Origin of the sequence: Pantoea sp. A4 (genome assembly GCF_000295955.2) — a bacterium.
In the GTDB taxonomy this organism is placed as follows: Bacteria; Pseudomonadota; Gammaproteobacteria; order Enterobacterales; family Enterobacteriaceae; genus Pantoea; species Pantoea multigeneris.
The window spans coordinates 95,093-111,011 of sequence record NZ_ALXE01000017.1 but is presented as its reverse complement, the minus strand read 5'-3'; the positions used below and the strand labels follow the sequence as shown (position 1 = coordinate 111,011).

Sequence of the window (15,919 nt, the reverse complement as noted above, 5' to 3'; positions counted from 1 at the left end):
ACTGGTCAAAATAGTTACACCATGCATAAAATTTACTCAATACCAATGCCCCCTTCGGGGGCACGCGGGCCGCCTTTTAGGGTGGAATTGGGCTTGATCCGTCATGATTCAGCGCGGGTCTCGGCTGAGAGGGGCAAGATCACTGCTGGAACCGGCTAAAGTTAGTAGAACGTGTAACGCGTGTTGTAACTAAGATGAAGACCGGCAGCAGGATTATAAACTTAGTCGCGTCTATTTCCACCCTTCCCTTTTCCCTAAGGGCAGCATGTGCCGCATGCATTGATGCCTTTTCCCATGGCAAATACTTTTGAGAAAACTTTCGCCTATCGCCGTGATAGTTACCACGATAACAATATCCGCATTTATTGTTAATTTGCTAATAGTAACCATAGGTATCATTATCTCATCGAAAGCAAACAGGCTTTCAACCATACCCACTAAGGATTCAGACCATGAAAACTATCAAAGCAATGTCTATCGCCGCTGTAGCCGCTCTTTCACTGATGTCTGCTGCAACCTTTGCTCAGAGCGTATCTGTTACCTCCTCTACCCTGGACGGTGCGGAAGCCCAAATCGCCGCTCAGGCAAAACAGAACGGTGAACACTACAAAATTACCGAAGCCAGCAACAACAACTTCGTGCACATGACCGCTGAACTGTACAAATAAGGAATGGTCGCAAAAGGAAGTGCCGGAAGAGGTCGCCCCCAGGGGCGGCCTTTTTCGCTTTTAGGGGGTTAATCTGGCTGGCAGCCAGGAGAAAAGACGGATGCTGAGGCTTTCACAAAGCGCAGTCAGTGCATCTCCCCAGCGATCCCAGAGCGGCCGGACGACCACACAAGCCAGCAAGGCCATTAGCGCAGCACCCACCATGTCCAGGGGGAAATGTACGCCAAGGAAGGCGCGTGACCAAGCGACAAAACCTGCGAGTATCAGTATGAAGATGCCACTTCTTTTTGCGCCTGACAGCAGCAGTGACAGCCCTGCACTGAAGAACAACGTCCCGTGATCGCTGGGGAATGAGTTGTCCGCAGCATGATAAATCCACGTATGACCCAGCGAAATCATAAACGGACGCGGATGCGGCCATAACATCGAGCAGATAAAGCCCAGCCCCATTGCCACTAAAATTGTCACCAGCGTCGACAAGACCAGACGGTGGCCCGTTTTTCCGCCAAGAAACCAGTGTCCCAAGAGGATCAATGGGATAACGGGCAAGGTATATTGCGCGCAAAACGTGGCGAAGGCTACCCAGCCCGCGGACGTTCCGGGCACGGCATTTAACAGCAGAAAGCCTTGCTGATTGAGGGATTCCAGGGAATTCATCATAGGATGACGATCTCCGGTCAGGTTAAACAATAAAACCGCATTCTGACCGGCGAAGATTAATAAAACCTTAACAGGGGCTTAAGCCTGAATTTGGCAAGATACAATACAAAAGAGCATCTCACCGCCCTCAATGCTGAGCCTTTTCGCACTTTTATCCTCTGACAAGACACAGGCGCTTTTCAACGCCGGAAAAACTGTAGTACCGTTCAAGCAGCTTGCCGAACCACACCGCATTTTTTCACGTCAAAATGACTTTAAGGGTTTGTAATGTTTACAAAAAACTATAGCGTAGATGAACAACACATTGATTTTCAGGGCGTCGTCGACGGACTTTACTATCCGTTTTATCTGGAGTGGGCACGTCACGCCTATATGAAGGAAGCTTTAGGTCTGGATTTGGAGCAAGAGTTTGCGGAAGGTCGTATGCACATGATCCTCGAGTACAATTTGCGCTTCAGAAAAAGCCTTGTGAAAGGCGATGAAGTGACCGTAACTTGTACTCTCGCGGCGAACGAAAAGCGTAATCGGGTTAACTTTATTCAACAAATTCTGGTAAATGACACCGTCTATGCCGAAGCGGTATTTGTTGCCACATGCCTGGCGAACGGCAGACCGGTTGTTCCCGATGCGGTTCGCAAGGCACTGGAGGCGTTAACCGCTTAATAATCCGCTACTGATTAACCAAACTGGTTGTCTTGAACTTCACAAAATAGCAGCCAGTTTAATCAAATTCCCGCCCGGTGTGCAGCAAAGTGCTTGCAACATATTTTATTGGACATCACCCCTGATACACCCAGCCAACTGACAGGAACATCATCCCTGTTGGAGGCGTTTTTGGATATCCTCGGCGGCCCGTAACAATAAGTCCTCACGCACTCGCAACGCCAGGCCAATCGGCATCCCATCTTTTTCGCAAAAGGTACTGCCACCGAAGGAAGTTACATTGGCACAACACGCAGCACGATGATCCTGCTCAGCGCTGGCTGCGAGACAGACTGCGTAGGCTATTAGTAGAAAAAGCACGATAAATCTCTCCTCTACGGGTGCTGTCGCGTGCAAACCGTTGGTGTATGGACGCATCAATAATTCTCTTGTGAGCACCACAATGAGCGACCAGGTAAGTTAAATTAATCTGCACTTTATCACGAACGATAATAGCCATCTCAAGAGGGGTGTTTACCGCGAAGAACAGGATTTCGGCAGTCTATCTGGCAGCCCACAGTACTGAGATTTACGGCACCCGGAACACCGCAAAATCACTATCATGCAATAAATCAGCCAGTTGTCTGTATTGCCGCCTGATTAAAGCGCAGATTACACAAAATGTATGAATTTGTGATCCTCGTCAATAAAAACCTTACTTATCGTGAGTTATCAGTTACCATCCTGTTGCGTGATTTGATGGACTATTTACATTCACTTATATCAACAGAATGGGACTCATGAAAAAAGATAATCATTTACTGCCCAATGACTTGACGCAGACAGGGGTGAGCAGACGGCGTTTTTTTGGCCAGTCTGGTAGTGTGGTTGCAACGTTTGCCCTTGGATCGCTGAACACAACAACGGCTGTAGCAGCGCAACCCGCCCCAACGGATGCGGCAACCCTCAATCAGTTTCTTAAGCTCTCCCGTTTTCTGACCGGACACCAAAACCTGGATACCACATTAGGCGAGCGGCTATGGACGGCATTTACTCAGCAATCTGCCGGGTTCTCCAGCCAGATGGAGGTTCTACAAAATCTGATCGGTCAGCATAAACTGCCTGATGTCGAAGCACTGGATACCCTGATCAAAGGACAACCACTGCACGATGTGATGATGGCAGTGATTCGCGGCTGGTATCTTGGCGTAACCGATGACAGCCACCATGCCAAAGTTTATGCCTATCAAAATGCGCTGATGTATCAGGTGCCACGAGATGGCATGGTGATCCCCACCTATGCCCATAACGGCCCGGACTACTGGACCAGTGAACCGCCGCCTGTCGACCGTCTGCTGACGTTCTGAGCGTAATAACACCGATTCCTACAGGTTTTTTTTACTTTTTAATGTTACCGGTAACTTTCCGCGTAATACGCAATGGAGTTAATGTGAGACAACAACCCTCGCCTGCTTTTTCGCTCAACAGGGTAGCCAGGCACTTGATGGCAACCACATTGAGCATCGGCTTGCTATCGTCCTTTTCCCTGTTTGCCGCTCAGGAAGTCCCGGTCAGCCCACCGGGAGAAAAGCAGGTACAAAACAGTGACATTGCACGCGGCGAATATCTGGCGATTGCCGCTGACTGCGCGGCCTGCCACACCAATCCTGCGACCAAACGCACCTTTGCCGGCGGTTACCCCATCCACTCTCCAATGGGCGTCATTTACTCCACCAACATTACGCCATCGAAACAGTTTGGCATTGGCAATTACACCGAACATCAGTTCGAACAAGCCGTGCGTCACGGCATTCGTGCCGATGGCGGTCATCTCTATCCGGCCATGCCTTATGCCTCGTATACGGGACTCTCCGATGAAGACGTGCATGCACTCTATCTCTACTTTATGCATGACGTGCAACCCCAGGAGGGGGCTACACCTGAAACGGCACTGAGTTTTCCGTTTAACATCCGACAGATGATGTGGGGATGGAACCTGCTGTTCTTGAAGAACGGTGCTTTCCAGCCAGATTCTTCGCAAAGTGAGGCCTGGAATCGGGGTAAATATCTGGTGGATAACCTCGAGCACTGCGGCGAATGCCATACGCCTCGCAATATGATGATGGCACAAATGCAGGGTAAAGATGCCCTGACAGGTGCAGCGCTGGGCAGTTGGTATGCGCCGAATTTAACCGCAGATAATTTAGGCGACTGGACGCGAGACCAGTTGAAACAGTATCTGAAAACCGGTGATGTGCCAGGAAAAGCACAGGCCGCAGGTCCAATGGCAGAAGCCGTCACCAACAGCTTGCAGTATCTGCATGATGACGATATTGATGCGATTATTACCTACCTGAAAACCCTGCCCGCTTCAATGCAGGCCCAGCCCGGCAAAACTATCGACAAAAATGGAACCGATACCAATGTTGATAGCCAGATTCGTAGTACACAGCCGCTGGGCAGTCATCTGCCCGACAACCTGAGTGGAGCCGCGCTGTATGACACGGCCTGTTCAAGTTGTCACCAGCCAGACGGTAAAGGGAGTGCCGATCACTTCTACCCTTCACTGACCAATAACAGTGCGACCGGCGGAAGCAGCCCAAACAACCTGGTGTCGACCATTTTGTTTGGTGTGGAGCGAGAAGTTAACGGCAAGCAGGTGTTAATGCCCGCTTTCGGTCCTGGCTCCCAGGTCCAGTCATTATCGGACCAGCAAATCGCCACGCTGAGCAACTTTGTTTTTCACCAGTACGGCAATTCCGCGCTGCAAGTGACGCCTGAGCAGGTAAAAAGTCTGCGAACAGGGGGGGATCAGCCACTGCTGACCCGCATTGCCGCACCTGCCACCCTGGGTGCTGGCGTGGTGGTGATCCTGATTGTCCTGCTGTTGAGTCTCCGGGCGTTACGTAAACGTCGTCAGGATAATTAATATTTTTAGAGGTTGTTATGTCAGAGCAATATAGCGCAGACGTTGTGGTGGTGGGTGCCGGTATTTGTGGGGGCACTGTTGCCAAAGAGTTGGCCGAAGCGGGGCTATCGGTGTTAGTACTGGAGGCGGGCCCGCGTTGGGAACGTGGCGAAGTGGTCGAAAACTGGCGCAGCATGCCGCCGGTCAACAAGGCCGAATCCGACTATGCCACCCCCTATCCTGCCGCGCCGTGGGCCATGCACCCACAGCTAAACCCCTATAACGCCTATCCTGAAGTGTCAGGCCCGGATGCCTCAGCGTTCCGTCAAGGTATGGTGCGCGGGGTTGGCGGCACAACCTGGCACTGGGCAGCGTCATGCTGGCGTTTCCTGCCCGCTGACCTGCAGTTAAAAAGCACCTACGGCGTCGGCCGCGACTGGGCAGTCACCTACGATGAGCTGGAGGATTATTACTATCGGGCTGAAGTGTTAATTGGCGTCAACGGGCCCAATGATACGTCCCTGAAATATGTCGCACCACGCAAAAAACCCTTCCCGATGGAGCCAATGCCCTACGGCCCGGCAGACCGCCGCTTTACCGAAGTGGTAGCGCAAAGTGGCTATATCAATACGCCAGTACCCCAGGGGCGTAACAGTCGGCCCTATGATGGTCGTCCGCAGTGCTGTGGCAACAACAACTGTATGCCCATCTGCCCGATTGGCGCGATGTTCAACGGCATTCACAGCGTGCTCAAAGCAGAAAAAGCCGGAGCGAAATTCGTCGAAAATGCGGTGGTATACCGGATTGATACCGATGAAAAAAATAACATCACGGCCATGCACTATTATGACCCCGATAAGGTTTCACACCGTGTGACGGCAAAAACCTTTGTGCTGGCGGGTAATGGTATTGAGACACCGAAATTGCTGCTGCTGGCTGCCAACGATCGTAACCCAAACGGCATTGCTAACAGTTCCGATCAGGTGGGCCGTAATATGATGGACCACCCCGGCATTCTGATGAGTTTCCAGTCGGCAGAACCGGTGTGGACCGGCGGCGGATCGGTACAGATGAGTTCAATTACCAACTTCCGTGACGGTGATTTCCGCCATGAGCATGCCGCTATTCAGATTGGTATGAATAACACCTCGCAGAACCATAAAGCCGGGGTAAAAGCGTTGCAAATGGGGCTGGTAGGCAAGAAGCTGGATGCAGAAATTCGTCGTCGTGCGGCCTGCGGCATGGATATTTATGTCAACCATGACGTGCTGGCGAACCCGGATAACCGACTGACCCTGAGTAAAACCCGACAGGATAAGTTAGGTATTCCCTTCCCCCATGTGACTTATGATGTAGGCGACTATGTGCGACGCTCTGCCGTATTTTCCCGTCAACATCTGATGACGATTGCCGGCCTGTTTGGCGCAACCGAAATTGAGATGACGCCGTGGTTCAATCCTAACAACCATATTATGGGCGGCACGATCATGGGTCATGATGCGAAAGACTCGGTGGTCGATGGGTGGATGCGTACTCACGACCACCAGAACCTGTATATCGCCTCGGGTGGAGCCATGGCCGCAGCAGGTACGGTGAATTCGACGCTGAGTATGGTCGCGCTCTCCCTACGAGCCTGCGATAGCATTATTAGCGATCACCAACACGCCTGATAGCCTGAACGCCTGCATACTGCAGGCGTTTTACCCGCTAGCTAGCCGTTAATTCAACGACTCCAGTACCTGCTTTTTTCTGCTCCTGGCCTCTCGGCGAATTAAGTCACCGTAACGTTGCAGGTATTTGTTGGCCCAAAACCCGGCGTTATCGTCGAAATTGAACGTTCGCCAGAGGACCCTCCCCTTACGATCGCGGATCACCAACTGACAATGAAAATCCAGATCGTTCTCTACCGTGACGTTGCGATAGGCTGCTGCGATGGCTCTGGCCTGTCCACGTGTAAATTCACCCTCTGGCAAGGTGGGTACAGTTTTCATGTTTTGAGCGGCTCCCGGTCAGAGTCCTGCTAGACAGGCACTCACTGTCTGAAAGAGTGTGGCGAATGGCGGCTCCTGGCGTCATCCATTGCAACTGATACTGTGTTGAATCCGAGGTGAATCGAGCATGGTCTTATGCAGCAACGCTTATCGATCGGTTTCCCTGGTGAAGGCCGAAGGTTAAGCATGCAGACGATATGCGTGCACATCACCCTTTCTGGTGTAATGGCGGCAACAGAGGCTGCTGGATTCCGGTGTAACTCGCGTAAGCAGGGAATACCAAAGAGAAAATGGAGATATGGGGGGAGAGTTTATAAGCATCGCTATTCTCTTCCCTGACCGAGAGGTCAGCGCAACCGCAGTACATCCCTGAGCCCTGCTGAAGCGAGATACATTCGTGTTAACCCGGCGTTTGCCTGATATATAACAAAAATGCTAATGTGTGAGTACGGCCAGCGGTGACTTTATAGTTCGTGTACCGTCTGGCCGTTATTCCCTGGTGTTAGCTGTTTTAGCAACCTGACCGGAAGGTCAGGTCTTTTTCTGCTCTAACAGCTGAAAATGATTGTACCCGGAGATGGTTTATATGTAAGTTGTTCTTAAGTGTTATCTCACCTGTACTAAAGTATAGGTTTGCTCACAAAACGAGCAGAAAACAGGTTATGGAGTGACGATGTTTGATTTTTTTTGTGCAAATAGAATGATTTCAGAAACGCTGCAAACGTATATCGAACGAAAATTGCAGCCGTATGGTTCACCGGATTACGCGTATACCGTCGTAAATAAGAAAAATCCTTCAGAAGTTCTTATTGTTTCCAGTTATCCTGACGAATGGGTCAGGCTCTACCGAGAGAACAATTTTCAGTTGACCGATCCCGTCATCCTCACGGCGTTTAAAAGGACCTCACCTTTTACGTGGGATGAAAACATCACGCTGATGTCTGATTTACGCTTTACCAAAATTTTCACCCTGGCGAAACAGTACGATATCGTCAATGGGTTCACGTTCGTGCTTCATGACCACATGAACAATCTTGCGCTGCTTTCGCTGATTATTAAGGGAACCGATCTTGATGTCCTGGAGCAGAAACTGGCGGCAGAAAAAGGTGCACTGCAAATACAGCTGATTGATTTTAACGAGCAGATGTATCGCCTCACCGGGGCGATGACGGATAAGTGGAGCCCAGAGGCCGACAGTGATAACTCGGCCATCTTTACCCTGAGAGAGAATGAAGTGCTCTACTGGGCCAGCATGGGCAAAACCTATGTTGAAACCTCAGCCATCACTGGGATCTCCGTGAGCACCGTCAAGTTCCACATAAAAAACGTGGTTTCTAAGCTCGGTGTCAGCAACGCCCGACAGGCAATCCGGCTGGGCGTTGAACTTGACCTTATCAGACCGGCAGCATCAGCGGCCAGGTAAATGCAGCGGATTCCGTCGAGCCGGTATGTTGCAATACCGATCCGGCGAGCTGCTCCTGGTCTTTCTTACCGGCAGGCAGATCCAGCAGATAGATTCGCTCTTTTTCCGTCAGGTAAGCTTCTTTCAATACCTCAATCTGCCAGCCCGAACGACGCAGAATCTTCAGCATAGCCCGGCTGACTATCGTATGAATGTTGGCGTGATGATTCTTCCTGCCCCAGTTAACCATTGCGAGAAACAGCGCCTGGCTGACGGGGTAGTCCTTGCCTAACAGGCTGCGCGCGCGCTCTTTATCAACAAAGAAGCGGCTTGACTCCGTCCCACCCGCGGGCAGTTCAACGGTATCGAAGCACTCACGGAACGTGTGGGTGATCATGTTGGGTTGAGACAGTGCAATAAATCTTACGCTGCAAATCAGATGCCCTTCGTAGATGCCTAAAATGTAACGTGTCCCTGGCACATCGAATTCATCGGACTCCATACCCTGGCTGCAGACCACATCCCAGCCCAACCGGTCACTGAAGGTCTGCTTACGCAGACGGTAGAGTTCAGTTGCGCGGGTGGTTTTAAGTTCCTCGTAGCTTACATCTATAAGTTCAAGCATTTACTGTTCCTAAAAAAAATCCGTCACTCGGTCATGACCCTGCCAATATTACAAACTTTCATTAATTTTTTCAGACTATTAAAGGTAATTAATTAATTTCTGTGGAGCAGGATCTGACAAGTGCAGATCATTAGCGTTGAAGGGGAAACAAACTGGAGAATTATGCTTTCTGTGGCCGGTATTGCAGGATCGCGTTGCCGGGTCTCATTGAAGGGAGCCGTGGCCGCCACAACCGGTACCTCTGCCCGGAAGGATCCGAGAAGGGGCTTATTTACATGCGCCCTGACAACCACTATGGAGAGTAGTTACTCTCTATAGTGGTTGTTAGATCCCTGGCACCCATGATCCAGTGATGATCTTTCCCATGCCCGGCGTACAGGCTGACAAAGATCTACTCTCTATAGCGGTTATTCGTGCGACCGTGATCGCAGTTCCTACAGATTCAGCCCCTTATGGTGGTTCAGCACCTGAGAAAGTTCAGCTGAACTATCCACTATAGAGAGCGGCTACTGACTACAGCGGATAGCAGCCCTTGAACGAGCTCTCAATGACACCAAAATCTCGTAACCTTATGTTTAATATTAAGATGTCGATGTGAATTGGCTCTCAAAAAACCCTATATCGTGCGTCAACTATTTATGAATATCGATGTAAATCAGTCAAATAGACGTCACAACGTCACTTCTCTCAAATAACCGCTATAGAGAGCAAACATCTACTCTCTATAGCGGTTACTGCCAGATGATCCGCGCGCAGCCCACTGCTACAAGGCGTGACATGAGCGCCCTCCCCTTCCACAAGGCCCGGAGCCCTGCAGGAGTAGGAGGAGGCCGCAACAGAGAAACGTAAGTGCGTGATTTGGGCATAACCGCTATAGAGAGCACTTACTTACTCTCCATAGCGGTTACAAGGTCACAAATGCCCGTAAAATCAGTATCAGAGGCAGATCGGGAGAGGATCATGGCGATGAATAACCGCTATAGAGAGTAGTTACTCTCTATAGCGGTTATCTCATCAGGGGAGTTACCGAGGGTTATTTCACTTTCCCTTTGCGAATTTCTTCAAGGATCTTCAGTTCTGCTTTTGACAGCATCACCATCTCACCCTGTGGCTCGCTGGCTGGGACAACCTCGTTAGTTTCGATCGGGTCATCGAGTTCCAGCTCATCCTCAAGAATATCAGGCAGTTTAAGTGGCAACTCAGCAGGTTTGAGCTTTGGCCGACGATAGTGGATATGGAAGACCACCGAGTTACCCCGTTTTAGTTCCGTGTAATCAAGGTAGCCAATATCCTTTAGCTGCTCCATGGCGCGGCGCACCGTCGCGTTCTGGGTAATCGGGCGGGATGTCAGGTTCAAACGCTGCCTGAGGCGTGCCATGGAGATAGGCACTGGGTTAGGTGGCAGGCTTTCAATAAACGTGTAGAGCGCCTGAGCAGACTCCTTGCGCGCAAGTGCGTTGATGGCTCGCAGTTGCAGCAACACCTTGCGATCAAATTGATAGAGTTCAAAGAGTTTGGGATCGGCCTGCAGTTCAACGGTATCTTTTTTTACGCTGTACTTCGCAGATTGCACCAGGTGTGTGACGTAGAGTTCGTCTTTGTCGGCAGTACCAAACTGAATGGTATTAGAGGCGATACGGATCAACGAGGCTTCAAGCCGCTGTCTTAGCTTGGCTGAGGATCGCGATGAAGGAATGCCACACAGTTTAACGAACTCAACAAAAGGCAAAACGACTTTGTCATTGGTCACATTGTACTTAGCGAATGCATGAATGATCCCAACCCAGGTCTTGAAATCATTGTCCATATCGAGCCGCTGGCCAATGATTTTAATTCTTTCATAACCTTCTGATTTTACTATAGAAAGAAGCTTTAACTCGTTGGTGACATCCGTTACCGCCGTTGTCTCATTTTTTCTGTTATTGGTGGATTTCAACGTGGGCACAAACAGGCCTAATCGCATTAACGCGACCGGCTGTACGGTGTTATCCCGGTTGGGGGTAAGTACCACCAGTTCGCCAGTTCGCTTATCAGTTTCTGAAAAGGCTTCGACTACCTTGTTGTTTTTTATCTCATTTTCAGACATTTTCGAGGATCCGGTTTATACACAGTGATGTATCGCGTTTACTCTCTATAGCGGATACTAGCACTCACTTCATCGGTTAGACTACTCTCTACAGAGGTTAATTTACTCTCCATAGCGGTTGGTTTACTCACTATAGCGGTTACTGATCCCCTCTCAGGGCTTGTAACACAAGGCCTCAGCGCTGCCGGGGATCTGTTAGGAACTTATTTGATCTCTTAGTGATCTGTTTTTTGATCTAAGCAATGAATAACGGGGATAAGATTTGCTGAAATCTCACCCAGAATCATCAAGTAATCCTGTTCACCTGAAGAAAAATTATCCACAAGCTCGCGAGTTAACCACAGAAGACAAACGACTCTACTCACTACAGCGGTTATTGAGCGCTCTCTTCATCGGTTGTTTTACTCATTTCATCGGTTATTCCACTCTCTACAGAGGTTACTCTACTCACCATAGCGGTTACTAACACCCTGTCAGGCCAGTAATATCAAGGCTTACAGCGATCCGGGATCTTCTTTGATCTCAGTGGGATCTCCTTATGATCGAGTAATTGGATCGAGCCTGTGGATAAAGGGGATAAAAATCAAAATGAAAGCCAGCATCAGTGGTGATTTTCCTTAATCCATGCGGTGATTCAGCGATCATTGCTGTTTTTTAATAACGATCGTTTGGGATGTATAACGTTGATCAAAACGCCACACGCACCTCCGTTGCTGTCAAAATGCAGAACCGCACCCCATAGAAGCATCTGTATGCGTTTTCTGGCGACGTTATGGAACGAGATGGCCCTGATTAGCATTTCTTTATCGGATCGTTTAGAAGGCGTCTGAGAGCGTTTAAATCCGTATGTAACAGATTGAATTGGGCTTTAAGCAGGAGGATAGGTGACAACTATGGACGCAAAATTCACGTCCATATTAAAAACAGCGATATAACGAAGACCGATATCAGGCCTTACTTAAAATCGCTTTGATCGCTGCATCGATCTCTTCAAGCGTGCCTGATGGCAAACGATGGAACTCATACTGCACATGGCGCTTTTCAACGTTGGTTTTCCGCTTAGCGTAAGCTGCACGGTCGGTGAAATGACCAAATTTTTCAGTCATCACGCTTTTGTTCTTTGCGGGTTTGACTAACTGTTTCTTAGCGGTGGTGAAAAATGACAAAATCCGGGTTTTCTGATCGTCAGAAGCGAGCTTATTCAGGGACTGATCTTCGCTAATCCGCACTTTCACCTGATCAACAAGATCCTCGACGCCAACACCTTCACATTTTGCCTCTTCTGCCACATCAAGCAGGAGTTTGTAATCCGGGATGCTGAGATCGGAAACCACCGGGATCAACGCAATAAATTCTGCCGGAACCCAGGCAGCCTGGAAAGCACGAGTGACCTTAGCGTTCGAGATCCCTTCAGCCTTCGCAATTTCCGTTTTATTCATCCCCTGCGCTTCCATCATCAGGAAACGTTGTCCCAGTTCACGTAGGTTGTGTTCTTTCGCGGTCTGGATATCAGCAGCCAGTTGGCGGGCATCGCTGATATCAATGTCATCTTCGGTCACCAGCACTTCTAAGCCGGTGTGTGTGAACAGACAGGCGGCACGACGACGGGAACCGTCCATGATCTCAATACGCCCATCCACCACCCTCCCGATCGCCGGGAAGAACTGTTGCAGTTCAATGGTACGCGTGATGTCTTTCACCGATTCTTCGGTTAATGCCGTCTGATCGCGGCCATTTACTTTTGCATCAACAAACGTGCGGGCTTCAACTTCGCCACTTGGGATTAGCTGGCGAACAAACGTTGCCGTACTTCCGGATTTTAACGTGAAAACGCGTGACTGATTGCCGCTGTTGATAAAGCTCGACATCTGGGATTGCCCCATGGTGCGGCCAATACGCTTGAGTGATTTTTGATCGGTCACTTGGTACTCCTGATATATTCAATTCGGTCGAAAACCGCGCGTGAAAAGTTCTCAGCTTCCTGCTTAGCCTTTCTGAGCGCATCAGCACTGCCGGGATAAGACGCGGGGTTGGCGCTGATAACGGTATCGAATGACTCACCACAGCGTTCAAAGCCATCCAGACGCGGCAAAACCGCATCCAGCATCGACTTGGTGAAGACCTCACGTGCGAAGCTGTGGGAGGTGACGTGGTCATGTTTGGTGGTCATCTTCGACATGAAACCGATATTCGCTTTCAGGCGCGGCTCAATGCCCTCATTCTCGATGCGTTCGAGCATTTCAGGCAGGCGCGTCAGATACTTCATGGTCGAGTGAAAATCGACTTGTGCAGGCGGTGTCGGGGTAAGGAGCAGATCGCTGGCAGCGATGGCGTTCAACATAAACGCATCCAGATGCGGCCCGGTATCGATGAAGATGAAATCATAGTCACCGGCCAGACGATCAATCACGTTCCGACGCAGGACTTCTGAAGGCGCTACGCCAGGCAGATTCTCCGCAACTAAAGCCTCCCAGTCGCTGGCAACAAAGCCATCATCAATGGATGCAGGCATAACATCGACACCGGGCATCACGGTTGGCTTCACAAACTGTTCGCGCAGTTGCTCAGTGCTGACGTCGTTAAGCATCGCCTGGGCAGCGGTTTCCAGCACAGAACCCACGCTGTTTGTATGACTCAGGAACATGGTGCTTGAAGCCTGGGGATCGAGATCGATAACCAGAATACGCAGGTCGTTGTGGAGTAAACCCGGATGGGCACGTAAACCATGTGCCAGGGTAACAGTCGTAACCGTTTTAGAGACCCCACCTTTCAGGTTTACCACGAAGATAACAAACGGTTCTTTATGCTTGTCGCGATACTTAGGCACTTTTCGATGCTTATAAATATCGACAACGTTTTGGATGCTCATGGCGTATTGCGAGGTGCTGCCCGTTTGCCGTCTGCCAAATTCATAACCGCCCTCTTCCATCTCGCTGATGGCGGCTGCGACAGCATGCTTACTGAGCAACGGCAGGTTGGCCACCGCATTACGCGTGAAGGTGTAGTAGTAGCCCTGCTGGTTAAATTCCTGGCGTTGTTGCTCTATGTGGCTGCTCAGACCGTGCAGCATTCCGTTAGCCCGGTTGGCGATATCAAACACATCACCGTAATCTCGCTTCATAAGCACCTCAATAGTAATGATTTCCGTTATTTTACTAAAAAAATCTCCACAAGCCAGTTTTTTGGTAAAAATACAGAAAACTGGCTTTTTTTAATGAAAATAGAAGGTGCTAATACAAGATGTTTTTATTGAAGTATCTTAAAATCAATAAGTTAAGTGTTTGTATTTTTGTTGGATGGTTTTTGAACACTATATTGGCAGTTATTGAGCGAAATGCAAATATCGAAATTTCAGATAAAAGTGTGTATAGCCATTTTAAGTCTGAAAAAACACCTTAAAAATATGCAGATCGCGCCGTTAGGGAAAAAATGCATGGCGACGCTTTTAATGCCAGGTGCAAGATTTTGTCCCCCCTGCCCTACTCCAACGTCACAAGAACACCGTGAAATTTTTCTCTGAGCCGCTAAACAAGAGAATCAAGGCGAGACTTTGCGAGAATAAGTATTATCCCTCGGCACAACGCAATTTATAGTTTTACCAGGTATTTTTGCGGGAGTATTCATATCTTCGGCGGAGAGAATATCAAAGCAAAAGATTATGCTATTTTTATTTCAAATTAGCCTTAGCCATTGAGATGGTGGCGAGAAAGTTATGAAACTGCTGATAGGAGAACATCTGTGTAAAAATAATCTCGAACTTTAGCGTAAACAAAAACCAGCGATCTCTGTATCAACAAGGAAAGTATATGCGACCAGAAATGAAGGAAAAAATCATCCGTATTTGTGAAGCCAAAATCAGGCAAAAAGGCAGCAATGTAGGCTTATCTTTTTATGCGTTCTTTGCCAACAAAAATGACGATCCTGAGTTGTTGATGGAGGTTACCCAGTGGTGGATTAGGGATATGAAACTAGACCATTTTGAGAAAGCAGAAAAGATTAAAGTATTGATCTCAGCCTTATAGCCATCATCTCACGGGCAAAGCCTGTTCAATGACCGTATAGGGATGTGAAATTGTGGTGTTTTTCAGCCTGAAAAATCCGTTTTTTTCATTATATTTCAAATGGATATGTGGATTTTTTCTTGGTGGGTTTTTTCTATTCCCGGACTTTAAGCAAAGCTATTACGCTAGGGAAACAGCACTCTCTTAACTAGCATCAAGTCAGGGGCCATATTTTGCTCCTGATCGCTTGTTGATGTATCTTTTTGTATTTGAATTTATTGCGCTTTAGGAATCGATGAATGAATACCACATTATCATTAGATGACCTGGGCCCACGCATATGTATCCTGGGGCCTTCAAATAGCGGTAAATCTACACTGGCAAAAGCAATTGCTTCTAAGGCGTTATTACCTTTAATTCATCTAGATCAATTGTATCATTTACCTGACACAAAATGGATTCCCCGTAATCCAGAAGATTTTTATCGGTTACATGAAGAGGCAGTTCGACAAAAAAGATGGGTCATTGAGGGCAACTACACAAAGTGTATATATCCCCGACTTGAACGTGCAACAGGGCTGATACTGCTTGATGTGCCAGTAGCTATAGCACTGCAGCGCTATATTCGGCGATGTTACTCGTCAAAGCCCAGGATCGGTGGTCTTACTGCCGGAAGGGAGAATCTGACCTGGGAAATGCTTAAATACATTGTGCATATTGCGCCTAAAAGCCACCTTCTCCACAGGAAACTTTTCGAGCAGGCAACTATTCCAAAGCTGATGTTGTCCCTACCCAGCGAGATTAATGCCTGCTATCAAAGCTGGGATATTTCATTGTAGTTTCAGAAGATTAATATGCTTCCGAATAGAGGCTATTATTCATCAGAGTCTGTAACTCGTAGAATTTAATCTGCCGGGTATCTTCAATGCACAGTGA

General features: G+C 48.8%; 14 protein-coding genes. 8 read left to right on the top strand and 6 right to left on the bottom strand.

Going from position 1 to position 15,919, the window contains the following annotated elements; genetic code table 11:
* The first annotated feature begins 452 nt into the window (after positions 1-452).
* Positions 453-668 carry a YdgH/BhsA/McbA-like domain containing protein gene (locus B880_RS0103535; RefSeq protein WP_017345992.1) on the top strand — a complete coding sequence of 72 codons (216 nt, stop codon included), beginning with the start codon at positions 453-455 and terminating at the stop codon, positions 666-668.
* A 60-nt stretch (positions 669-728) separates the two neighbouring features.
* Here the strand turns inward: B880_RS0103535 and B880_RS0103530 are convergent, their stop codons facing one another.
* Positions 729-1,325, bottom strand: coding sequence for an undecaprenyl-diphosphatase (locus B880_RS0103530; RefSeq protein WP_026042403.1), 597 nt, complete (start codon positions 1,323-1,325; stop codon positions 729-731).
* 270 nt (positions 1,326-1,595) lie between these two features.
* Between B880_RS0103530 and B880_RS0103525 the strand changes: the two genes are divergently transcribed.
* The 4 genes from B880_RS0103525 (at position 1,596) to B880_RS0103505 (ending at position 6,548) form a co-directional block, all read left to right on the top strand.
* Positions 1,596-1,991, top strand: a complete 396-nt coding sequence (locus B880_RS0103525) for an acyl-CoA thioesterase (protein WP_017345990.1) — start codon at positions 1,596-1,598, stop codon at positions 1,989-1,991.
* Between the two features lie 779 nt (positions 1,992-2,770).
* A complete protein-coding gene (locus B880_RS0103515) occupies positions 2,771-3,337 on the top strand; it encodes a sorbitol dehydrogenase family protein (RefSeq protein ID WP_017345988.1) in 567 nt (188 codons plus the stop codon).
* 137 nt (positions 3,338-3,474) lie between these two features.
* Positions 3,475-4,899 carry a cytochrome c gene (locus B880_RS24665; RefSeq protein WP_017345987.1) on the top strand — a complete coding sequence of 475 codons (1,425 nt, stop codon included), beginning with the start codon at positions 3,475-3,477 and terminating at the stop codon, positions 4,897-4,899.
* A 17-nt stretch (positions 4,900-4,916) separates the two neighbouring features.
* Positions 4,917-6,548 (top strand): GMC family oxidoreductase, encoded by a 1,632-nt coding sequence (locus tag B880_RS0103505; protein ID WP_017345986.1) that lies wholly within the window; start codon positions 4,917-4,919, stop codon positions 6,546-6,548.
* 48 nt (positions 6,549-6,596) lie between these two features.
* On the opposite strand, the gene B880_RS24660 is transcribed toward B880_RS0103505, so the two are convergent.
* Positions 6,597-6,869, bottom strand: coding sequence for a DUF905 family protein (locus B880_RS24660; protein WP_017345985.1), 273 nt, complete (start codon positions 6,867-6,869; stop codon positions 6,597-6,599).
* Positions 6,870-7,542: 673 nt separating this feature from the next.
* Between B880_RS24660 and B880_RS0103495 the strand changes: the two genes are divergently transcribed.
* A complete protein-coding gene (locus B880_RS0103495) occupies positions 7,543-8,292 on the top strand; it encodes a LuxR family transcriptional regulator (RefSeq protein ID WP_017345984.1) in 750 nt (249 codons plus the stop codon).
* On the opposite strand, the gene B880_RS0103490 is transcribed toward B880_RS0103495, so the two are convergent.
* From B880_RS0103490 to B880_RS0103475, 4 genes are all read right to left on the bottom strand, one after another.
* Entirely contained in the window at positions 8,264-8,896 is a 633-nt protein-coding gene (locus tag B880_RS0103490; protein WP_017345983.1) for an acyl-homoserine-lactone synthase, read from the bottom strand. The two genes, B880_RS0103495 and B880_RS0103490, sit on opposite strands and share 29 nt — an antisense overlap.
* 1,033 nt (positions 8,897-9,929) lie before the next feature.
* Positions 9,930-10,982, bottom strand: coding sequence for a RepB family plasmid replication initiator protein (locus B880_RS0103485; RefSeq protein WP_017345982.1), 1,053 nt, complete (start codon positions 10,980-10,982; stop codon positions 9,930-9,932).
* A 947-nt stretch (positions 10,983-11,929) separates the two neighbouring features.
* Entirely contained in the window at positions 11,930-12,865 is a 936-nt protein-coding gene (locus B880_RS0103480) for a ParB/RepB/Spo0J family partition protein (RefSeq protein WP_036645313.1), read from the bottom strand.
* A 35-nt stretch (positions 12,866-12,900) separates the two neighbouring features.
* Positions 12,901-14,103, bottom strand: a complete 1,203-nt coding sequence (locus tag B880_RS0103475; RefSeq protein WP_017345980.1) for an AAA family ATPase — start codon at positions 14,101-14,103, stop codon at positions 12,901-12,903.
* 685 nt (positions 14,104-14,788) lie between these two features.
* On the opposite strand from B880_RS0103475, the gene B880_RS0103470 reads away from it, so the two are divergent.
* A complete protein-coding gene (locus tag B880_RS0103470; protein ID WP_017345979.1) occupies positions 14,789-15,004 on the top strand; it encodes a DUF6500 family protein in 216 nt (71 codons plus the stop codon).
* Between the two features lie 278 nt (positions 15,005-15,282).
* Positions 15,283-15,822: an ATPase AAA gene (locus B880_RS25865; protein ID WP_026042402.1), complete on the top strand. Its 540-nt coding sequence runs from the start codon at positions 15,283-15,285 to the stop codon at positions 15,820-15,822.
* Positions 15,823-15,919: the final 97 nt, after the last annotated feature.